28 protein-coding genes, 1 pseudogene and 1 CRISPR repeat array are annotated in these 24961 nt (G+C 72.1%); of the genes and pseudogenes, 26 read left to right on the forward strand and 3 right to left on the reverse strand.

What is annotated here, in order from left to right; all coding sequences use genetic code 11:
• Positions 1–34: 34 nt before the first annotated feature.
• The 23 genes and pseudogenes from ABZX96_RS20980 (at position 35) to ABZX96_RS21090 (ending at position 19710) form a co-directional block, all read left to right on the forward strand.
• The gene (locus tag ABZX96_RS20980; protein WP_355546646.1) at positions 35–349 is read left to right on the forward strand and encodes a DUF6112 family protein; all 315 of its coding nucleotides are present in this window, start codon (positions 35–37) and stop codon (positions 347–349) included.
• On the forward strand, positions 349–1032 hold the full coding sequence (locus ABZX96_RS20985; protein ID WP_355546536.1) for a hypothetical protein: 684 nt from the start codon (positions 349–351) through the stop codon (positions 1030–1032). Before ABZX96_RS20980 ends, ABZX96_RS20985 begins: the two co-directional genes overlap by 1 nt.
• Positions 1033–1064: 32 nt before the next feature.
• Positions 1065–2425: pseudogene (locus ABZX96_RS20990) on the forward strand (ATP-binding protein).
• A gap of 84 nt (positions 2426–2509) precedes the next feature.
• On the forward strand, positions 2510–3982 hold the full coding sequence (locus ABZX96_RS20995; protein ID WP_355546538.1) for an SCO6880 family protein: 1473 nt from the start codon (positions 2510–2512) through the stop codon (positions 3980–3982).
• A gap of 58 nt (positions 3983–4040) precedes the next feature.
• Positions 4041–4511 carry a DUF6238 family protein gene (locus ABZX96_RS21000; protein WP_355546540.1) on the forward strand — a complete coding sequence of 157 codons (471 nt, stop codon included), beginning with the start codon at positions 4041–4043 and terminating at the stop codon, positions 4509–4511.
• A 204-nt stretch (positions 4512–4715) separates the two neighbouring features.
• Positions 4716–6230 (forward strand): ATP-binding protein, encoded by a 1515-nt coding sequence (locus tag ABZX96_RS21005; RefSeq protein WP_355546542.1) that lies wholly within the window; start codon positions 4716–4718, stop codon positions 6228–6230.
• A gap of 302 nt (positions 6231–6532) precedes the next feature.
• Positions 6533–6862, forward strand: a complete 330-nt coding sequence (locus ABZX96_RS21010; protein WP_355546544.1) for a hypothetical protein — start codon at positions 6533–6535, stop codon at positions 6860–6862.
• A gap of 2 nt (positions 6863–6864) precedes the next feature.
• Positions 6865–8427 (forward strand): hypothetical protein, encoded by a 1563-nt coding sequence (locus ABZX96_RS21015; RefSeq protein WP_355546546.1) that lies wholly within the window; start codon positions 6865–6867, stop codon positions 8425–8427.
• Between the two features lie 675 nt (positions 8428–9102).
• Positions 9103–9363 (forward strand): hypothetical protein, encoded by a 261-nt coding sequence (locus ABZX96_RS21020; RefSeq protein ID WP_355546548.1) that lies wholly within the window; start codon positions 9103–9105, stop codon positions 9361–9363.
• A 103-nt stretch (positions 9364–9466) separates the two neighbouring features.
• On the forward strand, positions 9467–9889 hold the full coding sequence (locus tag ABZX96_RS21025) for a hypothetical protein (RefSeq protein ID WP_355546550.1): 423 nt from the start codon (positions 9467–9469) through the stop codon (positions 9887–9889).
• Positions 9886–10269 carry a hypothetical protein gene (locus tag ABZX96_RS21030; RefSeq protein ID WP_355546552.1) on the forward strand — a complete coding sequence of 128 codons (384 nt, stop codon included), beginning with the start codon at positions 9886–9888 and terminating at the stop codon, positions 10267–10269. Before ABZX96_RS21025 ends, ABZX96_RS21030 begins: the two co-directional genes overlap by 4 nt.
• 243 nt (positions 10270–10512) lie before the next feature.
• Complete coding sequence (locus tag ABZX96_RS21035) at positions 10513–11262, forward strand: hypothetical protein (protein ID WP_355546554.1); 750 nt, start codon at positions 10513–10515, stop codon at positions 11260–11262.
• Positions 11259–11927, forward strand: a complete 669-nt coding sequence (locus tag ABZX96_RS21040) for a hypothetical protein (protein WP_355546556.1) — start codon at positions 11259–11261, stop codon at positions 11925–11927. The genes ABZX96_RS21035 and ABZX96_RS21040 overlap by 4 nt, the downstream gene beginning before the upstream one ends.
• A 29-nt stretch (positions 11928–11956) precedes the next feature.
• The gene (locus ABZX96_RS21045; RefSeq protein WP_355546558.1) at positions 11957–12373 is read left to right on the forward strand and encodes a hypothetical protein; all 417 of its coding nucleotides are present in this window, start codon (positions 11957–11959) and stop codon (positions 12371–12373) included.
• A gap of 211 nt (positions 12374–12584) precedes the next feature.
• Positions 12585–12779 (forward strand): hypothetical protein, encoded by a 195-nt coding sequence (locus tag ABZX96_RS21050; RefSeq protein ID WP_355546560.1) that lies wholly within the window; start codon positions 12585–12587, stop codon positions 12777–12779.
• Positions 12776–13165 carry a hypothetical protein gene (locus ABZX96_RS21055; protein WP_355546562.1) on the forward strand — a complete coding sequence of 130 codons (390 nt, stop codon included), beginning with the start codon at positions 12776–12778 and terminating at the stop codon, positions 13163–13165. Before ABZX96_RS21050 ends, ABZX96_RS21055 begins: the two co-directional genes overlap by 4 nt.
• Positions 13162–13956, forward strand: coding sequence for a DUF317 domain-containing protein (locus tag ABZX96_RS21060; RefSeq protein WP_355546564.1), 795 nt, complete (start codon positions 13162–13164; stop codon positions 13954–13956). Before ABZX96_RS21055 ends, ABZX96_RS21060 begins: the two co-directional genes overlap by 4 nt.
• A gap of 315 nt (positions 13957–14271) precedes the next feature.
• The gene (locus tag ABZX96_RS21065; RefSeq protein ID WP_355546566.1) at positions 14272–14934 is read left to right on the forward strand and encodes a DUF317 domain-containing protein; all 663 of its coding nucleotides are present in this window, start codon (positions 14272–14274) and stop codon (positions 14932–14934) included.
• Between the two features lie 27 nt (positions 14935–14961).
• A complete protein-coding gene (locus tag ABZX96_RS21070) occupies positions 14962–15552 on the forward strand; it encodes a hypothetical protein (protein WP_355546568.1) in 591 nt (196 codons plus the stop codon).
• A gap of 78 nt (positions 15553–15630) precedes the next feature.
• Complete coding sequence (locus ABZX96_RS21075) at positions 15631–17427, forward strand: TraM recognition domain-containing protein (RefSeq protein ID WP_355546570.1); 1797 nt, start codon at positions 15631–15633, stop codon at positions 17425–17427.
• Positions 17428–17522: 95 nt separating this feature from the next.
• On the forward strand, positions 17523–18419 hold the full coding sequence (locus ABZX96_RS21080; RefSeq protein ID WP_355546572.1) for a hypothetical protein: 897 nt from the start codon (positions 17523–17525) through the stop codon (positions 18417–18419).
• The gene (locus ABZX96_RS21085) at positions 18416–19153 is read left to right on the forward strand and encodes a DUF317 domain-containing protein (protein WP_355546574.1); all 738 of its coding nucleotides are present in this window, start codon (positions 18416–18418) and stop codon (positions 19151–19153) included. Before ABZX96_RS21080 ends, ABZX96_RS21085 begins: the two co-directional genes overlap by 4 nt.
• Before the next feature lie 32 nt (positions 19154–19185).
• Positions 19186–19710 (forward strand): hypothetical protein, encoded by a 525-nt coding sequence (locus ABZX96_RS21090; RefSeq protein ID WP_355546576.1) that lies wholly within the window; start codon positions 19186–19188, stop codon positions 19708–19710.
• Between the two features lie 153 nt (positions 19711–19863).
• Here ABZX96_RS21090 and ABZX96_RS21095 read toward each other — a convergent pair whose 3' ends face one another.
• On the reverse strand, positions 19864–20415 hold the full coding sequence (locus ABZX96_RS21095) for a GNAT family N-acetyltransferase (RefSeq protein WP_355546578.1): 552 nt from the start codon (positions 20413–20415) through the stop codon (positions 19864–19866).
• Between the two features lie 182 nt (positions 20416–20597).
• On the opposite strand from ABZX96_RS21095, the gene ABZX96_RS21100 reads away from it, so the two are divergent.
• Genes ABZX96_RS21100 through ABZX96_RS21110 form a run of 3 tightly spaced genes read left to right on the forward strand, consistent with a single transcriptional unit; the run spans position 20598 to position 23247 of the window.
• Positions 20598–20876, forward strand: a complete 279-nt coding sequence (locus tag ABZX96_RS21100; protein WP_355546580.1) for a hypothetical protein — start codon at positions 20598–20600, stop codon at positions 20874–20876.
• A complete protein-coding gene (locus ABZX96_RS21105) occupies positions 20876–22144 on the forward strand; it encodes a DNA cytosine methyltransferase (RefSeq protein WP_355546648.1) in 1269 nt (422 codons plus the stop codon). The genes ABZX96_RS21100 and ABZX96_RS21105 overlap by 1 nt, the downstream gene beginning before the upstream one ends.
• Positions 22144–23247: a DnaB-like helicase N-terminal domain-containing protein gene (locus ABZX96_RS21110; RefSeq protein ID WP_355546582.1), complete on the forward strand. Its 1104-nt coding sequence runs from the start codon at positions 22144–22146 to the stop codon at positions 23245–23247. Before ABZX96_RS21105 ends, ABZX96_RS21110 begins: the two co-directional genes overlap by 1 nt.
• Positions 23248–23347: 100 nt before the next feature.
• Positions 23348–23678: direct repeats of the CRISPR family, unit length 26 nt; unit sequence CGGCTCACCTCCGCTCGCACGGAGAG.
• A 21-nt stretch (positions 23679–23699) separates the two neighbouring features.
• Here the strand turns inward: ABZX96_RS21110 and cas2e are convergent.
• Both cas2e and cas1e read right to left on the reverse strand, forming a co-directional pair.
• Positions 23700–24017 carry a type I-E CRISPR-associated endoribonuclease Cas2e gene (gene cas2e, locus ABZX96_RS21115; protein ID WP_355546584.1) on the reverse strand — a complete coding sequence of 106 codons (318 nt, stop codon included), beginning with the start codon at positions 24015–24017 and terminating at the stop codon, positions 23700–23702.
• 25 nt (positions 24018–24042) lie between these two features.
• Entirely contained in the window at positions 24043–24960 is a 918-nt protein-coding gene (gene cas1e, locus ABZX96_RS21120; protein WP_355546650.1) for a type I-E CRISPR-associated endonuclease Cas1e, read from the reverse strand.
• Between the last annotated feature and the right edge of the window lies 1 nt (position 24961).

Genomic DNA, 24961 nt, shown 5'->3' on the forward strand with positions numbered 1-24961 from the left:
TCCTCTCACCCCGGCGCACGCAAGGAGCCCCTCCATACCCATGTCACTCGCAGACCGCGTCGTCCACCTCGCCTACGACCCGGGCGTCTCGCCCCAGGGAGGCGGCCTTCCGGGCCTCGCCGTCCTGCGCAACGTCGTCAACAGCATCAATCTCTTCGGCATCGTCGCCGTGGTCGGCGCCCTCGCCGTCTCCCTCGGGGTCTGGGCCTGGGGCCACCACACCGGCGGCCACCAGGCCGAGGCCAACGGGAAGAAGGGCGCGGTCGTCGCCGCCGGTGCCGCGCTCGGCCTGGGCGCCGCCAACGGCATCGTCGCGTTCTTCAGTGCCCTGGGCTCGCAGGTCCACTGATGAAGAAACGCCTCCCTTCGCTGTCCGCGTTCGGCGCCGGCTGGTCGGCCAACCGCCGTATCGCGCTCGTCTCGATCGTCGTCGCCGCGCTGCTCGCCATCGCCGCCGCTGTCGCCCTGGTCACCGGACGCGGCGAGCAGCAGCCGCGCAGCAGCACCCCGCCCACCGCGGCGAACAGCCCGTCACCCTCCGAGGCCGCCGTGAAGCCCGCGGCCGGGTCGGGATCGGTGCTCCGTCCGCCGCAGATCGCCGAGCCGGTCGCCTACGCCAAGGCCGCCGCCCGGATGCTGTGGTCCTACGACACCCGCGACACCGGCCGCGACCAGCAGCTCGCCGGAATGCGCGCGTGGATGACCGCGGAGAGCCGGTACGCCGACTGGAACTCCGTGTCCGGCCAGGTGCCCGATCCCCTGCTGTGGTCACGTATGCGTGATCAGGACCAGTACGCCACCGCGACGGTCACCGAAGGGCACTACCCGAGCGCGTTCAAGCAGGCCCTGGCGGACGATCCCTCGGCGATCACCCAGGCGTACCTCTACGTCGTCACCGTCAACGGCAAGCAGCACATCGCGTGGAAGAAGGGCGGCTCGGGCGCCGAAGAGCGCGCCGTGACCCTCGCCGTGCAGTGCCGGCCCGGCCACGACTGCTCTCTGGCCGCCATCGCTCCCAGCGTCACCCAGTGACCCACTCCCGCTGAAAGGAGGGACGCCCTCCCTTGGGCTTTTGCGACTTCCCCCTCGCGAAGCAGCTGTGCGCCGTCGGTGACGCGGTGGACTTCGCCTCCAACCCCGGCAAGGCGATCGGCGACTGGATGGCCAAGAGCGCCGGTGAACTCGCCGCCGCCGCGGCGGACCTGGCGGCCAAGGCCGTCAACGCCACCACCACGGTCGACCTGAACGCCGGCTGGTTCCGCGACAACTACGAACTTCTGCTGCCCATCGGCCTGATCATCCTGGTCGGTACCTTCTGCGCGCAGCTCATCCGGGCCGCCGTCAAACGCGACGGACAAGCCCTCACCCAGGCGTTCACCGGCACGATGAGCGGCGTCCTGTTCGCCTTCGCCGCCATCGCGCTGACCACCGTCGCCATCGAAGTGGTCGACGCGCTCTCCAACGGGCTGTTCAAAGCCTCGCACCTGGACATCGAGTCCGCCGTACGCCGCATCATGAAGGTTTCCCAACTGGGAGCCTTGTCCGGGCTGGGCTGGCTCGTCGCGGTGTTCGCCGGGCTCGGCGCCGCCTTCGGCGCGTTCCTGTACTGGTGCGTGATGATGGTCCGCAAGGTCGGCATCCTGGTCATGGTCACCCTGGCGGTCTTCGCCGGTGCGGGCGGCGGCTGGGAGGTCGCCCGCCGGTGGCGCCGCGGCTGGATCGAGGCCACCGCCACCCTCATCGTCTCCAAGCTGCTGATGACCGTGATCTTCGTGCTCGGCATCGCCGCGATGGGCCGGACCGAGGCGAAGGACGGGCTCGGCGCGCTCGCGGACGTCCTGTCCGGCATCGTGATCATGGTGTTGGTGCTGCTCTGCCCTTCGCGACGTTCAAGTTCGTGCACTGGGCCGCCGAGGGCACCTCGGGCGAGGAGATCCACCGCGCCGGCGGCGCCGGTGCCCAGCTCGCCCGGCAGCACGCCGAACGCGCCGGACGCAAGGCCACCGCCATGGCCGCCACCGCCGGCAGCGGCGGCGCGGCGGCCGGAGCGGGCGCCGCCCCACAGGGCCCCGACTCGGTCCCCGGCGGCTTCCCCGGCGATATCGCCGCCCACTCCGTCAGCGGCGGGCAGGGGAAGAAGGGCAGCGGCTCCAGTGCCCCGTCCGGAGGCGACCCGCTCACGAGCAGCCTGCGCAAGGACGCTCCTCCCCCGCCCGTCCACGCTCCCGAAGACGCCGGAAGCCCGTTCGGCGGCAGACCCGGCCAGGGCGGCCCCAGCCCGGAGCCTCCCTCCAGTCGGCGCGGGGCATTCCTGTCCACGCCCCCGGTGGGCGCGCCTCCGCCCCAGGGAACTCCGCCCACCCCGAACGCCGGCAGTTCGGCCATCGGGGCCGGCACACCGCCACCTCCGCCGACCGGCCCTTGATCCCAGCCCTTCACCGGGGCGGCACCCACCGCACTCCCGTGGCGTGCCGCCCCGGCTCCGCCCCGCGCTTCCTCGGAACGGCCCTTGTCTGAACTCTCCGTCCCCCCGATCACGGTCAAATTCCCGCACCGGTCCAGGCGGGGCGTCCTGCTCGGCCTGTCCCTCCCCCAGCTGGTCCTGGTCGGCTGCGCGCTGGCCCTGCTGCTGGCCACCGTGGTGGAAACCGGACTGCTCGGCGCCCTCGTACTGACACCCGTGTGGGCCGTGATCGCAGCCCTGGTGGTCATCCGCCGGCACGGCCGTTCGCTGGTCGACTGGGCACCGATCGTCCTGCGGTACGCCCGGCGCCGCCGCAGCGGCCAGACCCTGTGGCTCGCTCGGCCCGTCTCCCGCCCCCGGCAGGACGGCGTCCTGCACCTGCCCGGTACCGCCGCCGCGCTGCGGGTGGTCACCCCCGGCGACTCGGTGAACCAGGCCGCCGCCGTGCACGACCCGCACCGCCAGACCCTGACCGCCGTCGCCCGCCTCTCCTCCCGCGCCTTCGCCCTGCTGGATCCCGCCACCCAGAACCACAACGTCGCCGCGTGGGGCAGGGCCCTCGCCGGCATCGCCCGCACCGGGCACGTCGCCACCGTGCAGGTCCTGGAACGCACGGTGCCCGACTCCGGCGACACCCTCACCCGCCACTGGGCTCAACAAGGCCGCCGCGACACCCCGGTCGCCGGCCAGGTGTACTCCGAACTCGTCGCCTCGGCCGGGCCGGCCGCCGCCCCGCACGAGGCGTACCTGGCCATCTCCCTCGATCTCAAGGCCGCCAAGCGCCTGATCAGCCAGGCCGGCGGAGGGCTGCCCGGCGCGTTCACGGTCATGGAGCAGACCACCTCCTCCATCGCCCAAGCCGTCCGCAGCGCCGGGCTGGTCGTCACCGGCTGGCTCACCGCACGCGAGATCGCCGCCGTCATCCGCACCGCGTACGACCCCAAGGCCCTCTCCGGCCTGCAGCAGTGGTCCGCGTCCGGTCGCGCCGAAGCCGACCCCGCAGCCGCCGGACCGGTCGTCCAGGTCGAGGAGTACGACCGCCTGACCACCGACTCCGCCCGGCACGCCACCTACTGGGTCGAGGACTGGCCCCGCACCGAAACCAGCGCCGGGTTCCTGCACGGCCTGATGTTCACCGCCGGAGTCCGGCGCACCCTCTCCCTCGTCTACGTGCCCCAGGGACTGGAGTCCGCCCTGCGCGACGTCCAGCGCAAGAAGGCGGCCATCATCGCCGACGCCAACGAACGCGCCCGCCGCGGCCAGGTCGACTCCGAGGCCGACTCCGTCGAATACGCCGACGTCAAGGCCCGCGAACGCCAGTTGATCGCCGGGCACGCCGACATCGCCCTGACCGGCCTGCTCACCGTCTCCGCCGAGACCGACGCCCTGCTCGACGCCGCGTGCGCGCAGATCGAGACCGCCGCCGTCACCGCCCAGGTCGACCTGCGGCGCCTGAACTTCCAGCAGCCCGACGCCTTCACCCTCGGCGCCCTGCCCCTGGCCCGCACCGCCCTGTGACCGCCCCGCCACGGCGCCCTGCCCGCCACCGAACCCCCGGCACGGAGGACTCCCCCTTTTGACCGCAGCCGCCGCTCCCGACGCACACCCCTACCTGCGGGCCGCCAGCGCCGGCATCCGCCACCACGCTCGTACCCTCGCCCGCGGCGCGCCGAGTGCTCCGCCCCCGCCCGGGGACCGCCTCCACCTCGACGTCCTGCACGTGCACCTGATCACGCTGCACCGGCTGCTCGACCAGCTCACCGAATCGACCCGGCCCCCGTACCCGGCCGCCGCGCGCCACCTGGCCGCCACGCGCACCCGGCTGTGGCAGGCCACCGCCGAAGTGCACGACGCCTTCCATCTCCTGCCCACGGCCGACACACCCGCACCCGACACCAGCTGCCGCCCCGAACGGCTCCCGGACGGCCCCCCGGTGCTGACCATCTGCCAGCGCCACCTCGCCGCCGGCCACAGCGTCCGCCGCACCACCACCCCCACCGATCTCAACACCCCGCTGCACGGCCACACCACCACCTGCAGCCAGTAGCTCCCTTCCCGCAGGTCAGCGCGTTCGCGAGCCGAAGCGCCCCCTGTTCTTCCTCTGCACGAGATCGTCTCCGGTCCCGGACCGGCCACCGCTGGAACGCGCCCCGACCGGGACGTCCAGGAGGGGAAGCACCCGTTCGACACCTCGTCGATGGTCTGACCCTCGGCGCCGCTCCACACCCCCGCCCCGTGAAAGCCGCCCCTCATGACCCACCGGCCCGCACGCCGAGCCCGCCGCGCCAGCGCCAGCCCCCTGTTCACCCCGCACGGCACCGACCGCGCCAGCCGCAAAGCCACCCGCCGACAGCTCGCCGAAGCCGTCGCCAAGGCCCGCGCCGAATCCGCCACCCTCGCGGCCGGGACCGAATCCGCCGAGCACGAGACGCCGCTCCCCCTGTATCCGCCCGCGGGCCGGCCCGGCCCCGCCTCCGCCCGGGGGAACAAGCTCAAGCTGCCCGCGCACCGCATGACCACCGCCACCGCCTCCGGCGCGTACCCCTTCCTCGCCGAAGGCGGACTCGGCGCCGAGGGCATCTACATCGGCCGCGACGTCCACGCCGAAGCCTCCTTCTGCTTCGACCCCTTCGCCCTGTACGGCAGGATCGAGGGCTTCACCAACCCGAACGTCCTGCTGGCCGGCGTCATCGGCCAGGGGAAGTCCGCGCTCGCCAAGAGCTTCGCCCTGCGGTCGGTCGCCTTCGGGTACCGCGTCTACGTCCCGTGCGACCCCAAGGGCGAGTGGACACCGGTCGCCGCCGCGCTGGGCGGCACCTCCATCGCCCTCGGCCCCGGCCTGCCGGGCAAGCTGAACCCGCTGGACGCGGCCCCCCGCCCCGCCGGCGTCGCCGAGACCGACTGGGCCGGTGAGATCCGCAAACGCCGCCTGCTGCTCCTGGGCTCCCTGGCCCGCACCGTCCTGGGACGCGACCTGCTGCCGATGGAACACACCGGCCTCGACGTCGCCCTGGACACGGTCGTCAGCCGAGCCACCGCCACCGGCCGCACCCCACTGCTCGGCGACATCGCCGCCACCCTCAACAACCCGGCCGAACTCGTCGCGGCCGGCGGCACGATGTCCGGCCGCCTCGGCGACGCCGCCCGCGACCTCGCCCACGCCATGCGGCGCCTCGTCCACGGCGACCTGGCCGGCATGTTCGACGCGCCCTCCACCGTCACGTTCGATCCCAGCAGCCCGATGCTCACCATCGACCTGTCCCGCCTGGGCGGCTCCGGCGACGACACCGCCCTCGTCCTCGCCATGACCTGTGCCTCCGCCTGGATGGAATCCGCGCTGACCGACCCGAACGGCGGCCGGCGCTGGATCGTCTACGACGAGGCGTGGCGCCTGATGCGCCACCCCGGTCTCCTCCAGCGCATGCAGTCCCAGTGGAAACTCAGCCGCGGCCTCGGCATCGCCAACCTCATGGTGATCCACCGCCTGTCCGACCTGCTCACCGCCGGCGACGCCGGATCCCGCGGACGCGCCCTGGCCGAAGGTCTGCTCGCCGACTGCTCCACCCGCATCGTCTACCGCCAGGAAACCGACCAACTCCACGCCGCCGCGTCCCTCCTGGGCCTCACGTCCGTCGAGACCGAGGCCATCGCGCACCTCAACCGTGGGCGGGGCTTGTGGAAGGTCGCCGGACGGTCCTTCATCGTCCAACACCTCCTGCATCCGCATGAGCTTGCTCTGTTCGATACCGATGCCCGGATGCACTGACAAGTGCAGGTCCTGCCCACGATCGAAACCTGGCCGGCGGGGGTGAGGTGTTCGTACGCCAAGGTCGTGCCGTGTCTTGGGGGAACGGTGACGTTGTCCACGCCCACCATCCGTCCTCTGATCCCACCCCCCACCGCCCCGCCAGGGCTCTTCCGCCGCTGGCCCGCACCTGAAAGGAGCGGCCCCTGCCCGATCACTTCCATTTCGGTACCCACCCCGAGCACGGCTACGTCGTCGCGACCACCGCGCGCATCCCCCGGCACCTGGCTCACTGGTTTCTCGTCCGCGAACAGTTCGAGCCCGTGCCCGGCACACCAGGCCTGTACCGGCTTTCCGAGCCCCACCGGGACGGCGCCCGTCGCACCCGGCAGGCCGTCCATGACCTGCGCCGTCATGGTTACCGGGTGCAGGCCGATTACGCCCTCGACCCCGCCTTGCCCTCCGACCCGCCACGACCGGTCATCAGCCACGAGCTGTCGGAGCGCCGCAGCCGCATCGCGCAGGCAGCCGCCGCGCCCTCCCCTCAACGAGCGCCGGTCCTCAGCGCCACGCACGGTCTTCCCTCCCTTCCGCCGTCCGGCAGGCCGATCACCGGGCCCACCCCGTCGGCCAGAACCGGCCGGGGGCGGTGAGCGTGCGCAGCGATCCCATCCGCATTACCCGGGACGCGCTCGGCGCCGTGGAAGTCGGCGGTCCGGTGGATGCCTTCGCGGCGGGCCTCCTGGCCAGGGCCGGGTTCGAGACCCATCCCATGCTGGGCGGGGTGTGGATCCGGCTGCCGTTCGACATGGGCGAAGCATGGGAGAACGAACATGCCGGCTGGGCTGCCACCATGCTCACCGCCGCCCGTTACCCGGTCGACCTCGATCCGGACCTGCGCGGCGGCCCGGCCACCACGTCCCCGCCAGCATCGGCCCCCCGCCGCGCACCAGACGCCACAGCAATGTGGCCCGCGCCCCCCAACCAGCCCACGGCACGCACGCCGCTGAACGCCACAGGAGAGGCCATCCCGCACCCCACCACCCCTGAGCTGCCCGTCCTCATCGATCGCCTGCGCGACTACCGGCTGCGGTTCTCGGTGATCCACCTGCGCTGTGAGACCGCTTTGAACCAGTTGCGCGACCGGCACCGCAACATTGTCGGCAGCGACGGCCTCTCCGCCGCGCAGGCGGCCCGCGACGAGCGCAACCGGGTCGCCGAACTGTTCCGCAACACCGTGCTGCCCCACGCCGACACGCTTCTCGATGCGGCGCGCAGCGCCATCGAGACGATGCCGCCCGCCCCGCATCATGCCGCCTGGCGGCTGCTGCTGGAGGACCTCGCGCACGCCACCAACGAAATTCGCAGCGTCCTCGCCGCAGCGCCCTCCCCCACCGGGCAAGAGCAACTGAAGGCTCGCGACATGGGACTGTGGCCCTATGTAAGGGCTTGGGCCGAGCACTCCTCCATCGTCAGCGATCTTGCGGAGCAACATCGCGCCCCCGCAGCGCCACTGTCCGCCGATGAGCAGCGGGAGTGGAACGACCGTGCCCAGGCCGCGTGGCACCGAGGCGAGTTGGACGCCTCCCAGCGCTGGCACGACGCCGAGGGCCGGATGATCACGCTGGCCTACCTCCTCGAAGGCGACGAATCGATCATCCTCGTCCTCGCCGGAGAGCTCGGTACACCGCAGATGCAGGTTCTGGGGCACTACGACACCGAGTATGAAGCAGGGCAGTCCTCTCCACCCCAGGTACCTGCTGGCGTGCTGCGCCCGGACGTGCACCCGTTCGCGCCTCGCAGCTCCGAGAGTGAGGTCTCGCTGAAAGACCTGACTCGGCACGTCGTCGCTGCTCAGCACAGCGCGGATGTCGCTGACGCCCTGCTGATCGCCGTCGAGAGCGAGGGAAGCGAGCGCGGCCCGCTGCCCCGCCTTGGCGAACTCATCTCCACAGCGGCGGAATTCGCCCAGGCGCTGGATACCCAGCGCGGCTGGCGCTCCGCCGCTCGGCTCGGGGCCCTCGCCCAGCAGCTGGATGTCCTGAGCCGGGAAGTACGGGCGGCGGCTGAGGAGCTGGAGGCCGCCATCGACGTCCTGCCGCCGCACCGTACGCCCCACCCCCTTTTCCTCCCGCCCGCACCGCGCTCGGCCCCAAGCGCCACACCGCCGCCGTGTCTGCCTGGCCGCCCCTACAGCGGCTCCGCACTGCGTCGCTGACCCCGGCCACCCACTCTGTCCACCGACAGCCTCATCAGCGGTCTCCGGTACGGGCAGCTTTCCGGGCCGGCGTGCGCTTCTCAATTTGGAGGCTGTGTCGAACCGTTCGCGCTCGTCTGGTAGCCGCTCAGGCCGCCCCGGTCCTTTCGCGGCAGAACACGGTGTGTCGAGTCCGTCTTCACCACGCTGGTCGACCGTGAACACGTTCGTCTCCTGTCGGCATCGCCACGGGGACGTACGCCTGGCTGATCGTCTCGCTCCGGATCGACCAGGCGCCCGGGCACTAGCCTCCGCCCCTTCCCCGGCCTCGGGCTCCCGGCCGCCCTAAGCCGCACCCACCCTCGCGCGTTCCGCGCCGCCCGCCTCGGCCGGCGCCGCCCCTCCCCGTACGCGCCGCCCACGCGCCCTTGCCCCTTCCAACCCGACGAAGGAGTTCCCATAGCCGTCCGTAAAACGTGGACCGTCACCCACCGCTGTGGCCACGAGGTCACGCACGACCTGTCCCATCGCCCCGCCGATCAACGCGCCGGCTTCGCTCGCTGGCTGGCTGCCAAGGACTGCACCGACTGCTGGAAAGCCGCCCGCGACGGCGACAGCGTCGGCAAGGAAGAGTGGCTCGCCGCCAAGCGGGCCGCGGAACAGGCCGCGGCCAAGGAGTGGGCCGAGCAGTTCGACATGCCCGCACTCGAAGGTCCCCAGCGTGCCCTGGACTGGGGCGAACGCTGTCGCCATCGGCTGGTCACCACCGCCTATACCGCTCTGGTCACCGAAGGGACCTGGGACGAGGCGGACTGGGCGCAGTTGGAAGAGCAGGCCCGCACGGTCACGCGGGCCGGGTGGTGGATCGACCAGCGCGAGGCGGAGGGCACCGACCTGCCCGAACTCCTCGACTCCGCCGCCGAGGAGGATCGCGGCACGGAGAATCCGTTCCGGTGACGAGCCGGGCGTATACCCGGGCGGGCCCGGTTGGCCAAACCGGGGATCGCTCGGACCATTGATCGTCCCACCGCCACCCGCGATCCCGTGGAAGGAACCCTTCGTGCCCGACGCCGTCTCCCGGCCGCCGTACGTTCCCGGCGACATCCTCACCCCCGAGCGGGAGATCACCCACCAGCACTTCCAGCCCGGTGACCACGTCATCATCCTCAAGGGTGTCGCCGACGGCGAACTCTGGGGCGACGCGATGACCGTGATCACGCCTTCGTGGCACACCCCGACCGACGAGGACGGGTGGCGGCTGCGCGACCCCGACGGCGGCGAACGCACCTACATCACCGCCCACCCCCGCTACCTCGTCCACCTCTCGCGGCGCTGCCCCGACTGCCTGATCTACCAACGTGCCGTGGAGCAGTACCTGTTGCCCCGGTTCGCCGGCACCCGAGAGGTGATCGACTGCGGCTGGTACTCCCTGACGCATCTCAACCAACTCGTTCACGTCGATGACGTCCGAGGTGGCCGGTGACGTCGGCAACCGGCCCCGAACGGACCGCACAGCGGTCGGCCGGCGTTGCCGTCCCGGCGCAGCCCGCCGACGTGAGCACGGCGGTGAGTGCCACGGTGCAGCTCGCCCAGGTGCTGCATCAGCTCGCCGATGAGGCGACCGGTCCGCTGGCCACCGTGCGCGGCCTTGTCGAGCACGCGGCGCACCGTCTGGGCGCCCTCCCTCACGCTTACGGGCCCGAGTCCGGCCACCAGCTGGAGCTGCTGGCCCGACGCCTCTACGGAATCCAGCACGACCTCCACACCACGGCCGTCGCCCTGTCCGCACACGCCCGGCCGACCGTCTTTCCCGCCTGGGCAACCGCCGTGCCCCAGGCAAACGCAGCCCACGCTTCCCGCTGAGCCGCCTGCCGAAAGATCCGGCCCTGAGCCTGGCTGGCCACCGCACACGGACGTTCCTCCGGGTTCTCCCCTCGGAAGCCCTGCGAAAAGCCCCCCGGGCTTCGTCCTCGTGCTCGATCGGCGCGCGCCCTGCCATCGCTGACCATCGGTCGTCTGCCGCGTGCCCCACCCGCCATCCCCGGCTCTTCTCCGGCTCGACCACCGCAGTCGGCCGACGGCCCTGACTCCCCCTTCAAGGAACACATGCCCGATCCGCACGACACGCTCGATCTCGCGTCGTTCGCCACCACCCTCGCCGCAGAGCTCCCCGGCCGGTGGACGAGCGAGTACCGCGGCCATGAGGAGTACCCCGACCAGGTCGCCCGCGCCGTAGACGTCTGGGACATGAACCTGCTCGCCCACGCGATTGCCGCAGAGGTCCTGGAGCACGACGCCGTCCTCACCCGTGACGACGGTGTCCGGCTTTACGTCATCGCCCGCCCCCGCCATGACGAGGAGTTCCTCGTCGGTGCCATGGCCCCGCCGGGCATCGATGCCCACGCCTTCCGCGGCGTCCGGGAACCGGACGGGATCGTGGTGCCCGACGACCCCTTCCGGGCCGCCGAGGACATCACCGCCGATCTGCTGCCCCGGTACGACAAGGCCGTCGCCCAGGTCCAGGACCACGCCGCGCGCCCGGCCCGGGCGCCCGAACCGGAGCGCGTGGTCCTGACGTGGTCCGGCCAGGACCTGGTCACCGCCGAGCCGGAGCACTCCGAGGTCGCCCGGGCGCTGACGGACCACAGCTTCGTTCACGTCCCGGACCGGCAGGCGTACGTGCTCTCCGGCGACGACACCGCCCGGCAGGCCCGGTGCGTTCGCTCGGTGAGCGCGCGGCTGGCGGACCTGGGGATCGGCGTGGCCCTGCGCCATCCGCCGCGGCGGCCCGCCCCGGAGACCACGGCGGTCGTGCCGCCCGCCCCGCGCATCCCGGCCACCCATCGACCGCGTTGAACGGCCCGCGCGAGGACGAACCGCTGTTCCTGGTCGGGGACTATGTCACCATCACCCGGGACGCGCGCACGCGGCTCGTCGTGGCCATCGGCGGCGACGAACGCGCCGCCGGTCTGCTGCAGACCAGAGGTGGCTTCGTCTCCGCCGCCGGACCGCGCGGCCCCTACCACCGTCTGCCGCACTCTCTGGCCATCGAAGAACAGCGTCAGGGCGCCACCGCCGCGGCCCATGCCCTGTTGGGGGCCGGGTTCAGCGTTCATCTCGACCCCGCTCTGAATGTGCTGGGCACAGTAGGCGGAGATCGCCAGGCCGCCCACCGCTACCTCGCCCAGCTCGCTGAACGCGCCCGCGCTGCCGACGAGGACCACGAAGTCGCCGCTGTCCTGTCCGAGATTGCCACGCCGTACGAGGGACTGCTGCCCCGCCTGGTGGAGACGCTGATCGCCGCCTGGGCGCCATGGAGCGAGCGTCTGCGGGACACCGGACGTGCCCCAGACCCCGCGCACCAGCTGATAGCCGTCACCAGCCGCCTGTCCGAGCACGCCCGACGGATCGAGGAGATCCGCAACCAGGCCGCCCGCAAGACCGCGCCACCCACGACCGCCCCGAGCGCGGCGTCCGTCCCCTCGTCCTCCCCGTCCGAGCCGTCTGTCCGACGGCGCTGAGCCCGACCGACGAACAGGAACACGCACCAGTGGGAAACCGCGCCGACGAAGAAGGCACCGATGTCGAGATCTACCGCAAACCCCTGAGCGACACCGTCCAGGTCGACACTCCCACCGGGGCGCCCGAAAGGCTCCTCGCCCTGCTCGACAGCCTCGGCTTCGAGCGCACGACCGTGGAGACGAACGGGCCTGTCTACGTCTGGCACGAGGTCCCCGGCCACCTCGGTGAGGACGAGAAGAAGCAGCTCGTCAGCCGTGCCCTGCCCCCGCTGCTCAGCGCGGGATGCCTGGTCAACCTCCCCGCCGATCTCTTCGACCCGGTCGTCTACCAGGACGCCGTCGCGGAAGCAAAGCGCCGGTCCCGGAGTTCCGCGCCTGTCCACGGTGGCCCGCCGCATCCCGCACCGCGTCCCGCCGACGGTCGCACTGCCCCGCGCCGACGGTGACCGTCACGGGCCCGAAGCTCGACGCGGACTGTGCTGGTGCGTACGGCATCGGGGCCCGGTCCGGCACCGTGACGACCCCGCCCCGTACTCCCACACCGCCTCGGTCCGTTCCCCGATCTCGGCCTCCACGCCGCTCCGCGCCCGGAGAGAGGCGAACCCGTACGCCCTTGGAGTCCTCGTCACCCGCAAGCCCCAGCGCACCCCGCCTCCGATGAGCGCGGAACGCCCAGCCCGCCTGGCCACCTTCCTCTTCCGCCGCTATCTGTACGCCAGCGCCGTCGGTTGCCGGGAGCACGGCATTCCGCTGGCCGGTGGCCGTCCCGAAGCGGCCCCGAGCGAAGCCCGCCGCCTCGACGCCCTGCCTCCTCGCCATCCCGCCCGTCCGCACCGCCCAGGAGGTCCGTGACCGCCCCCACTTCCCCTCCCGTCCGCCTCGCCGAAGACATCGCCCGCCAACTCGGCCGACTCGCCGAACTTCTCGCCCAGGCCCCACCGCACCAGGCCGCCCGGATTCTCGGAACGGTGCTGGACGCGGACGAGGGCATCCTGGGGCGGGTCACCGGACTACTCGTCACCGGGGCCCACTTCGCCAAGGATCGCTCCGCGCGCGGAACCTTTCCGCCCGAGGTGTGGCTCGCGCTGGGCCGGGCCGCCAACGCGCTCGACGACATCGGCCTCGACCTCGACGAACACGCCGAAACCCTCCGCACGTTCACCGGTCCTCCCCGACCGGCAACTACTCCGGCGCCACGGCCGGTGGTGTGTGCCCTGACCGGCAGGCGGCGTGGATGAGAAGGAAGCAATGGTCCGGCCACGGCGCGCAGGCCGTGCAGCACTACCTCGTCCATCCCCGTCACCTCGCCGGCGGCGGTGACCTGCGCCACGCCACCGAGTTCCTGCGCGCCTCCGGCTGGCGGGACCGGTCCAAGGCGCGTGGTCCGCTGGTCTTCGACAGCCCGGACCGCACGGTGCGCGTCGGGTACGACCCGTTCATCCAGCCCGGTGGCTGGACGATCACCGGCAAGCCGACCGCGCACCAGGACGCGTGGCACGCGACCTTCACCCGGCAGACGCCTGTCGAGATCGTCTCCGGCTTCACCGACGCCCTCACCCGTCCCCGCTCCGCGCACGCCCCCCACGTATGGGCGCCGCTCCAGCAGCAGGGATGGACTACGGAGCGCGCACCGCAGTTCACCGCCACCAGCCCGGACGGCGACGCGTTCGTACGGTTCCACCAGTCCGGTCCCGGGCAGGCCCACTGGTTCGCCGGCGCCCGCACCGAGCACGGCCGGACGTGGGATGCGATGTTCACGGCCACCACCCCGATGCATCTGCTCCAGGCGTTCACCACCGCGCTGGCCGACCCGCAGCCGGTGATGCGTCCGCGCGGCCACGTCCCGCTCTCCGACCGGGTCCGCACCACCTCCGTCTCCGTGCTGCCCCACGAGCTCAGCGCCTGGCAGCAGGCCCGGCTCACCTCGGCCCGCGCCGCTACCTGGGCCCGCGCCTCCGGGGCGTCCGCCCGCCGTGCCGCCTTCCCGGGTCCGTACGCACCGGCCGGCGGCGCGCGGCAGCGGCGCTGACCGGCCCGGTGCCGCATCACGCCCCTTTTTCCCGTAAGGACGTCCATGCCTGAACCGCGCCTTGCCGCCTGCCCAGTGCCTGCCGGAATCCAGCGGTCTGCCCGCGCCGGCATCGTCACGGATGCCACGAGCTCCGCAGAGGTCGCGTGCCGGTGACCGAGCGGCAGCTCGCCGCCTTCGCCGACCGGCACGCCTGGACCCTCCCGCTGGATGTCGGCCCCCGCTACCTGGCCGGTCCCGGTGACGCCCGGCACGTCACCCACGCCCTGGCCGCCGCCGGATGGCCCGGCGGCTCCGACCCCCTCTCCCCCCACGGTGGAGCTCACCAGCCCCGACCACCAGGCCAGCGTGGTGCTGGACCCGCAGCACCCCATGGGCGAGTGGTGGCGCGTCCTCGGCCGCCCGGACGGCGGACCCGCCTGGTGGGCGTCCTTCGGCGAGAAGACCCCCGCGGAGGTCCTGGCCGGACTGACCGACGCGCTTACCGCGCCCGCCCCCGAGGACCCGCCGGAGGTGTGGGCGGTGCTGGCCGAGCGCGGCTGGACCTGCACCGAGCAGGCGGACGGCAGCGAACTGGCCGTCTCGCCCGACGAACTCGCCCACCTCACGCACGGCAAGCGCTTCCCCGACGACCCCTACCCGCCCTGGCGCATAAAGGTCATCGAAGCGCCCTGGGCCCGAGGGCCCTTCTGGGAGGCGCAATTGCACCACACCACGCCCGCTCACCTGCTCTCGGCCCTCGGCGCGGCGCTGGCCAGCCCCGAGCCGGTTCAGCGCGGCATGCACGACCGCACCGCCTACAGCGCCCACCGGAACGAGAGCCCGCTCACCCCCGAGCAGGTCGTCGAAGCCCACACCCGGCGACTCGACGCCGCCCGCGCCCGGGCCCGAGCCGCCCGGCGTGCCCAGAAGTTCTCCGCCCAGCGCACGCCGGTCCCCGACCGCCCCGTTCCCGTCTCCACGGCCCGAGGCCGTTGACCCTCGGCCCGCTACCGAAAGACCGCCATGCCCTCCCCCTCCGCCGACGATGTCCACCAGTTCCGCCTGAACCAGCTGGCCGTCTTCCTGCGCGAGAGCGAGCAGATCCTCGCCTCCTGGGACGCGTACTCCGACGAGCACACCGACCGTGACGGCTGGCCGTACGACGACCAGGCGTACGGGCGACGCGCCGCTGCCCGGGACGCCGCGACCTGGCGCAGTTTCAACCGGGTGCGGCAGTACGCCACGCACCTGCTGGCCAGCGCCGAAGCCCAGCTCCAGCAGTTGTCGGCCCCGGCCGTCCAGCCCCGCTGGGCCTGGCAGCTCGGCGTTCTCCAGGACGCTCTGCGGTGCCTGGATGATCTGCAGCGTGAGTGGCTCGTCGCCCGCGAGGCGCTCCCCGGCTCCGCGGCACCGGGCACGGAGGCGTACGAAGCGGTGCTCGACGAGCGCAACTCCGAGGCGTGGCACCCCCTGAACCAGTGGGGCGCCCACGGGCAGGTGCTGCTGGACATTCACACCGCGGCCCGCACGTCCCCGTCCCGGTTGCCGCCCGCCCCCGCGAAGGCTCCGACCGTACCCGGTGCCACCGCCACGCGGTCCACAAAGCGCCGGTGACGAGCACGGACGAGGCCGCATCCAGCCGCACCGCCCGTCCTGTGGCGAGCCTGCCCGCCCTACCCCCGGAACCGCCTCTTGCCCCAGCCCTCCCCCAGCTCGTCCACCGACGGCTACGACATCGCCTTCAAGCTCCTGCTCGGCGTCCTGGCCGTCGCCGTTCCCCTGGCCAACCTGGCCTGGCTCGGCGGCAACCTCACCGCCCGGACCACCGGTTCCCGCCCCTGGACCCCGTACCAGCCCGTCCAAGCACTGCTGCACCCCGATCAGCTCTGGCCCGACGCGGCAGAAACGTCCCTGCTGATCGGGACGCGCATCCTGCCCGTGGCCTTGCTGCTCGCGCTCGGCCTCACCGGCGCCGCCCTGTGGTCCCGGCACCGGGGCAGCGGGGGCAAACGCACCAAACGCGTCGCCGGAATGGCCAAGCACACCGACGTCCAGCCGCTGATGGCCAAGGCCATCACCGACAAGGCTCGCTCCCTGCGTCCGAGCCTGAAAAACGCCAAGCGCCTCGACCCCAAGGACACCGGCGTCCTGCTCGGCAACCTCCAGGGCACCAAGTACGAGGTGCGCATGGGCTTCGAGGACGTCGCCGTCGCGATCATGGCCCCGCGTTCCGGCAAGACCACCAGCCTGGCCATCCCCTCCATCCTCAACGCCCCCGGGCCCGTCCTGCTGACCTCCAACAAGGCGGCCGGCGACGCCTACACCGCGACCCTCGACGCGCGGCGTGAGACCGGGCGGACCTGGTCGATGGACCCCCAGCAGATCGCCCACACCGAACGAGAGATGTGGTGGAACCCGCTCGCCGACGCCAAGACCCTCGATGGCGCGGGCCGTCTGGCCGGACACTTCCTGGCCGCCTCCGTGGACGCGAGCCAGCAGGGCGACTTCTGGTCCAAGGCGGGCAGCAACATCCTCTCCCAGCTCTTCCTCGCCGCCGCCTTGGACGACCGGCCGATCACCGACGTCATGCAGTGGCTGGCCTTCCCGGCCGACCGCACCCCGCTGGACATCCTGCGCGACCACGGCTTCACCGCGGTCGCCGCCCAGCTCAAGGGCACCGTCGAAGGCCCGCCGGAAACCCGGGACGGCATCTACGAGACCGCCCGCCAGTACGCCGCCGCCCTCCTCAACAGCGAGATCGCCGCCTGGGTCACCCCGCAGCCGGGCGTGCGGGAATTCAAGCCGTCGGAGTTCGTCACCAGCACCGACACGCTATACCTGCTGTCCAAGGACGGTGGCGGCGGCGCCAGCGCGCTGATCGCGGCGTGCGCGGACTCGGTGATGCGGGCCGCGACCGCCCAGGCCGAACGCGCCGGCGGACGCCTGGACCCGCCCATGCTGGCGATCCTGGACGAGGCCGCCAACGTCTGCAAGATCAGCGACCTGCCCGACCTCTACTCCCACCTGGGCTCGCGCGGCATCATCCCGATCACGATCCTGCAGTCCTACCGCCAGGGCCAGAAAGTGTGGGGGGACGCGGGGATGGACGCCATGTGGTCCGCCTCCACGATCAAGGTGATCGGCTCCGGCATCGACGACCCGGACTTCGCCGACAAACTCTCCCGGCTGATCGGCGACCACGACGTGGAGACCAAGTCGACCTCCACCTCCGACAGCGGCACCTCCACCAGCATCAGCATGCGCCAGGAACGCATCCTCGCCGCCGACGCGATCCGCGCCCTGCCCAAGGGCACCGCGCTGTGCTTCGCCACCGGACTACGCGCCGCGATGCTCGACCTGCGCCCCTGGTACCTCGAACCCGGCGCCGACGAACTGGCCGCCGCCTCCGGCCGCGCCTCCCAGGCCATCACCACCCGCGCCGTGGCCAAGACCGCACCGCGGCGGAGCGACTTCGGTACGGCGGCCTGACAGCCGGCAAAGACGCCGTTGCCGTGAACGCCCCGGCTTCCCAGGCCTCTTCTTACGGAAGAGGGGTCATCTCCCCCGTCTCTGCGTAAGGCCCGGTGACCACCGGCGTCCACCCGCTCTCCCTCGTAGCAGAACAGGTCCCCGTGCCCTCCATCGACATCACCGAACAGATCGAGCGCCTCCAGCGCCTCGGCGAAGACTTCGCCTCACTGCACCAGAAGGTGCGCACCCTATCCTTCACCCCTGGCACCGACGCGCTGAACAAGATCTCCCCGCTGCTCCTGACAGCCCAGGACCTCACCGGCCAGGCGCTGCGGCGGCTGGCCACCTTGAACGGCAGCCCGTACACCGACCTTCCCGGCAGCCGCCCCGCCCTGACCGCCCTCGCCTCGGTCGTCTCCTCCTCGTCGCTGGCCGGCAGCGACCTGTCCGGCGCGCTGGGTGCCAACCCGTACGAGGGCACCGCCTTCCCCGGCCCGCCGGCCGACGAGGACTCCGTCCGCAAGACCCGGCACGCCCAGGCCCGTCCGGTGATGACCGAGCATCTCGCCGACACCGCGCACCAACTCGACCTGTGCGCCACCGGCTGCCGGTATCTGGCCGCCGGCATCCGCCGCGACCTGCGACACGCCGCCGAACAGCGGCCACCGCACACACCGGCGCCGAAGCTCAGCGCCACCCAGCACGCCGCGCTGCGGGCGCTCGCGCAGGGCGAGGGAAAGCTGTACGAGTCACACCGGATCGGCACCCTCCGCGTCCAGACCAAGGACGGCACCCGCGTCAGCATGGCCACCTTCCGCGCGTTGAAAAACCGCGACCTGATCCGCGCCGACGCCAGAACCTCGCTCCTGCACGGCCGGGACATCACCGTCACCAGCCAGGGACAGCGCGCTCTGGCCCACGCCCACCAGAGTCCCGGCCCCGCGCCCTTCCCCTCCTCGCCCGCACCTGCCGCCCTACCGGCCGCCCGTCACAGCGAAGTGCGGCGGTGAGGGACTTCGCGCCCGAGGACCGGGTGCTGGTCTCCCCGCGTCATCTGGCGGGCGGCGGCACCGAGCGCCTCGGCGATGTGATCGGCCCGCTGATCCACCTCTTCGGCTGGCGCTACCACCACGAGGCGGCCACCGGGCACGTCACTCTGGACAGCCCCGATCACAGCGTGCTGTTCGACTTCACCCCCGGCCGCAGCGACGGCACCTGGTGGCGGATCGCCCACCACGATCCCTACTGGGAGGCGGAGTTCAGCCGCCAGACGCCCGTCGAGTCGCTCGCTGCCCTGTCCCAGGCCCTGCCGCAATTCCTCGGCGACCGCCGCCACGCCGAACGGATCCCGGTCACCACCGCCACGCTCGCCCAGATCGCCGCACTCAACCACTGGACCGCCGCGCCGGACCAGACGGCCTTCGCCTCGCCCGACGGACGCTGCGTCCTGCGCCACGCTCCGGACGCGGAGACGGCCTGGCGCTTCCGGCACGCGGTGCATGACGGCTTCGACACCCACTGGCAGGCCATCTTCACCCGGCAGGTCCCCGAAGCGCTCGTCGCCCAGTTCTTCGCCCACCTGGCAACGCCCGAGCCCGTGGAGCGCGCCTTCCGCGACATTCCCTACCTCGCCCGGGACCTGGGCCAGGCACTCATCACCCCGGTGCGCGGCGCGGCCGTCAGCCCGCGCGTCCACCACGCCGTCGCCCAGGCCGCGCGTACCCACCCCGCCCGTCGCCGCTGACCGCGCCACCGAAGGGAACGCTCCGCGCCCCGATGACCGACTCCCTCTCCCCGGCCGAACGGCTGCTGACGCTCGGCACGGACTTCACCCGCTATCACGACACCCTGCGCACGCTCACCGTGGACGGAGCCGCCCCCATCACGGCGCTGCGCCACCAGATCCCAGCCACCCAGGACCTGGCCAAGGGAGCCCTCGCCGTCATCGACGCCCTCAACGGCCGGCGGATGTACCACAGCGCCGGCGTCCGTGCGGCGTACGCGCGGATCAGGCAACTCGCCCACCTGACCACGGACGCCGCCGATCACCTCCTCGACCGCGACAGCATCCTCACCGGCGCCGCCGCCGACGGCGAGCAGCCCCGGAAGTACTACGACTTCGGCGACGGTTACTGCAGCTACGACTTCTTTGCCAAGTGCCCCCACCGCATGGCCTGCGCCCGCTGCCCCTTCTACGTCCCCCAAGGAGTCAAACCAAGGGCCGGCTCCTTGCAGTCAAGGACGGCATCAACAAGTGCTCGAACAGGTCGACCTCACCGACGACGAACGCGACGCCCTTGAAGGCGACCGCGACGCCGTCACCGCCCTGGCCCAGAGGCTGGCCGATGTCCCGACTCCCGCGGGTCCGACACCACGAGACCTCGGAGCCACTACCGCCTTCGTCCCCCTTACCCAGCTGACAGACACGATCAAGCTCGGCCAGGAGCCGTCTGGTCAGGAGGGCCAGTCGTCGCCCTGAACCCGTGCGTGAAGGTGCTCGTCGTGCCATCCGTCGGCATGCAGCAACGCCTCGCGCATCGTTCCCTCCAGCCGGAACCCTGCCCTGGCTGCGATCCGACAGGATGCCGTGTTCTCGACGGAATGGACGATCCGCAGACGATGGAGGCCAAGGTCCTCCAGAGCCCAGCGGCTGACCTGAGTGGTGGCTTCAACCATCACCCCGCTCCCACGGCCGGCAGGGAGCAGCCAGTACAGGAACTCGCCCTGCCCACCTGGTAGATCGAGGTCGGCAAGACCGATCAGGCCCAGGGCTTCGCCGCCATCCGGGGCGATGGCCCAGATCGCCGCGTCTTCGCTCCGCCAGCGGCCCCGCCACTGGTTGATCTTCTGACGAGCTGCATCGACCGTCAGATGAGCCGGACGGTTCCAGTGCCGAATGTCTGGGTCGAGGCACGACTGAGCAAGCGCGCCAGCGTCCCTCGCCTCCCAAGGGCGCAGCTGCATGCCGCAGGCAAGCCGGAAGACCGGCTGCTCGCTCTGACTCATCCGGCCGGGAGTAACCACTGGCGGTATCGGGCTGATCATCCGCCCATGATCACAAGCCATCCCTAACCAACACCACGCGAAAGGTCACAGCCCTGTCTCGATTCTCAATAACTTGCCCCTTCCACGGAAACGCCCAATGGCGCCACATCCGCGACACCTCACCACAGGAATGGCAGGACGTCGTGGCGTTCGACGCGGCGATCCGCAAGGGCAACGCCCGCGTCAACGCCACCGGCAACCGCCTGCTGGGCGAGGCCTTCCTTCACCGCTCCCGCGTGCCGCTGGAGCAAGCCCCCATCGACCACGTCACCGCCGCCGAAGGAGCCGCGCTCCAGCAGGAACCCACCGACGCCGAAGCGGACCCGGAAGAGCTGGAGTACGGCGTTCCCGACGGCTGTTCGCCCTGGGCCTGCCGCGGTCACATCGAGTCCGGACGGGACGACTTCGGGCTGGCCGCTTGATCACCCTGGACCTGTTCGCCGGTCCGGGCGGCTGGAGCCACGCGCTGACCGTCCTCGGTGCCCGGGATGTCGGTCTGGAGTGGGACGAATGGGCCTGCCGGACCCGCGCGGCGGCCGGGCAGCTGACGCTGCGTACCGACGTGGCGCTGTATCCCGTCCGGCCGTTCGTCGGCAAGACCGGCGGGCTCATCGCCAGTCCGCCCTGCCAGGCATGGTCGAGGGCCGGCAAACGCCTGGGCCTGGTGGACCAGCCCCTGGTCCACCAGGCGGTCGCCGACCTCGCCCAGGGCCGCGACACCCGCGCCCGCCTCCTGACCGCGTGCCGCGACGAACGGTCCCTGCTGGCGGCCGAACCGATGCGCTACCTGCACGCCCTGAACACTGCCGGCCAGCCGGAGTGGGTGGCCATGGAGGAGGTCCCCGACGTCCTGCCGCTGTGGAAGCAGTACGCGGTGATCCTGCGCGGCTGGGGCTTCTCCGCCTGGACCGGCATCCTCAACGCGGCCGACTTCGGCGTCCCGCAGACCAGGAAGCGCGCGATCCTGCTCGCCTCCCGGATACGGACCGCCGCTCCCCCGGCGCCCACCCACGCACCGGTCGCCGAGCCCGAGACCCTGTTCGGACCCGGCCGCGCCCGGTGGGTCTCCATGGCCCAGGCCCTGGGCTGGGGCGCCACCGACCGCCCGGTGCCGACCGTCTGCGCCGGTGGCGGGCCCGGCGGCGGCCCCGAGCCCTTCCCCTCCGGCTCCCGCAAGACCCTCACCGACGCCCGTGACCGCGGCACCTGGAAACCCCACCCGCCCCACACCGGCATCGTCCTCAAACCCCACACCCGAGGCGCCGGATGGACCGCACGCCACGGCACCCGCGCCGACACCCCCGCCGAGAACCCCGCCCCCACCTTCACCAGCAAGGCCACCCACTGGCGCTGGGCCCTGCGCAGCAACAACCAGGCCAACGCCACCATCCGCGGCGTGGACAAACCCGCCGGCACCCTGTTCTTCGGCCACCGCGCCAACGAATGCACCTGGGTCGCCGAACCCGCCCCCGACGCCTCCGACACCGCCCCCGCGCCCGATCCCATCCGCATCACCGCCCGGGAAGCCGGACTCCTGCAGACCTTCCCCGCCGACTACCCCTGGCAGGGCAACAAAGGCCAGGTCTTCAGCCAGATCGGCAACGCCGTCCCACCCCGGCTCGCCGCCCACCTCCTGGCCCCGCACCTCGGCAAAACCCTCACCCCCGACGACTTCGCCCTGGCCGCTTGATGCCCCACCCCACCGATCCGCCTCCGCACGAACCCCCGGACGACCCGGCGCCGCCGACACCGGTGCACTACGCCGAACAAGCCCTCCTGGGCGCCCTCCTCCTCACCCCGCAGCGACTCGCCGACCTCGGCCCCCTGACCGCGCAGCACTTCACCGACCGCACCCACGGCGCCCTTTTCACCGCCCTGCGCACCTCGCCGGCACCCGACCCCGAACACCACCGGACGAACCCGGCCTGGCTGACCACGGTCCTGAATTCCGCGCGCCCCATGGCGCCCGGACTGACCCCGTCCTACCTCCACACACTCATCCAGACCTGCCCCCGGCCACGGCACGCCGCGGCGTACGCGCGCCTGCTCCGCACCGACCACGCCCGCCGCACCCTGCGCACCCACGCCCAGCACCTGGCCGACACCGCCGCCGACCCCACCCTGCCCGACCCGGTCGCCGCCACCCTCGCCCAGGCCGACGCCCTCGCCCGATTCCTGGAAGACCTCACCGGACAGTTCCCCTCACACCCCGGCTCGCTGCCCCGCACCACCCCACCCCCAACGCCCCCACGGGTCACGTCCGAAGAAGACTTGGAGGAGGAGCGTTACCTCCTCGCGAGCGCGACAGCACACCCGACGGAACTGACACAGACGCGGTGGCTCCAGCCCGAGGACTTCGCCCTCCCCCTGCACGGCACCCTCTGGCAATGCCTGACCACCCTCGCCCACCGTGCCCAACCCATCGACCCGATCACACTGATGTGGGAAGCCCAGCACCACGGCCTCCTCACCAGCACCATCACATCCACCGAGCTGATGACCCTGCTCTCCACCCCCGTCGGCACACCCGAACACTGGGCCCAGAAGATCTTTCAACGCGCCCTGCTCGCCCGCGCCCACACCGTCGCCACCCGCATCACGGCCTACACCGACGACCCGGCCAACACCCCCCACCAACTGATCACCGGCAGCCGCCGCGCCCTGGCCGACCTCACCACCCTGCGCGCCCGCCGACCGCAACCCACCAAGCCGACGAAGCCTCCCCGCGTCGGGTCGCCCCGCGCCGGCCCACCACCGTCCGCCACCACGCCGGCCGCCCGCGCCGGCCGATAGGCACCCGGGAAGCCCCGGTGCCGTCACCACAGTCATCGACGCCGAACCGCAAGCCGCCCGGAGAGCACTCGGGGCCGATGCCGGTGCGGGTGTGGGTGCGCGGCTCACCTCCGCTCGCACGGAGAGCACCCGAAGTCGCTCACGCCAGCTCGCGTCCGCTTCGGCTCAGCTCCGCTCGCACGGAAAGGACGGCACCTCTAAGCCCGTCGCGATGGCCAGCACCGGCTCACCTCCGCTCGCACAGAGAGGACGCCGTGCCGCCAGCGCGCGAGGCCCCCTGCGACGGCTCACCTCCGCTCGCACGGAGAGAACCACGTCAGGGCGTGCGTACGGGCCCGCGTCGGCGGCTCACCTCCGCTCGCACGGAGAGCACGGCGCATGCGCGGGGAAGGACCCCGCGCATTCCGGCTCACCTCCGCTCGCACGGAGAGCACCCTTCCCGACCTGCGCTTCTAGAAGCCCTTTGCCATCTCTTTGTCGTTTGGCTTCTTCTGGAATGCGATCAGTGTGAGGCCGTCGAAGTCTTGTGGAACTCGGCGTCGGGTGCCGGCGGTGCGCAGGGCGAAGCCTTGTTCGTTGTCGGCGGGGTGGGCCAGGACGGCCATGCCGTCTTTGGTGCAGGCGGCGATGGCGTCCCAGAGTTCGTCGCGGACTCGGGCGGAGACGGTGCCCACGTAGAGCTCGGGGGTGGCTTCCAGCAGCCAGCGGGTCAGGGCGCCGCGGAGGTGGTCGGGGACGGCGGTGGCGTAGAGCACGATCATGGAGGACATGGGCGGCCTTCTCGCAGGGGGTGGGTCATGGTTCCTGTCCGTGGTTGGTGCCGCCTTGGACGGGGCCGGTTACCGGGTCCCACAGGTCCACAAGTTGTTCGTCGGGGTCGGGGGTCTCGTAGGTGGCGTTGGGGTCGAGGAGGCGTTGGATGTCGGTGACGATGCGGGGCAGGAGTCTGAACAGGCGGAGCCCGTCGCGGAAGGAGCGGCGGGCTTCGGCTTCGGGGTTGGTGGAGGCGTGGAGGGCGAAGGCCAGGGGGATGGTCAGTTCGGCTTTGTAGAGGTCGGCGATGTCGTAGACGAAGGCCTGCTGGTTGCCGCTGTGGATGTAGCCGAGGGCGGGTGAGCAGCCCAGGGCGAGGATGGCGGCGTGGACGATGCCGTACAGGCAGGTGTTGGCGGAGGACAGGGCGAGGTTGACGGGGTCTTGGGTGTTCCAGGAGGCGGGGTCGTAGGCGCGGCGGAAGCGGCCGATGCGGTATTGCCGGGCCAGGAGCTGGTAGTGGGCTTTGACGCGTTGGCCTTCCAGGCCGCGGAGCTGGGCGAGGGTGGCGCCGGCGGGAACCGTGCCGGGGCCGAAGCGCTGTTCGTACATGGCGGTGGCCACGGCCAGGCGCTGGTCGTCGTCGGCCCAGGCGCGGGTTTGGCGTTCGAGCCAGGTGGTGGTGAGCGAGTCGGGCAGGGCGGCGGCGTAGCAGCGCACCCCGCCGGCGCCGGTGACCAGGACGGTGGTGCCGTGGCGGGCGAAGGTGGCCAGGGCGCGGGCTGTGATGGAGGTGCCCGGGCCCAGCAGGACGCAGCTGAGGGCGGCGGTGGGCAGGTAGAGGGTTTCCGTGCCGCGGCGCTCGCTGGTCACCTCGGCGCACACGCCGGTGTCGTCCTGGTGGATGCGCACCACGTCGAGGTAGAGGAAGGAGAGGGAGTCGGCGACGCGGGGCAGCATG

The organism is Streptomyces sp. NPDC003077 (assembly GCF_040611095.1).
Lineage (GTDB): Bacteria > Actinomycetota > Actinomycetes > Streptomycetales > Streptomycetaceae > Streptomyces.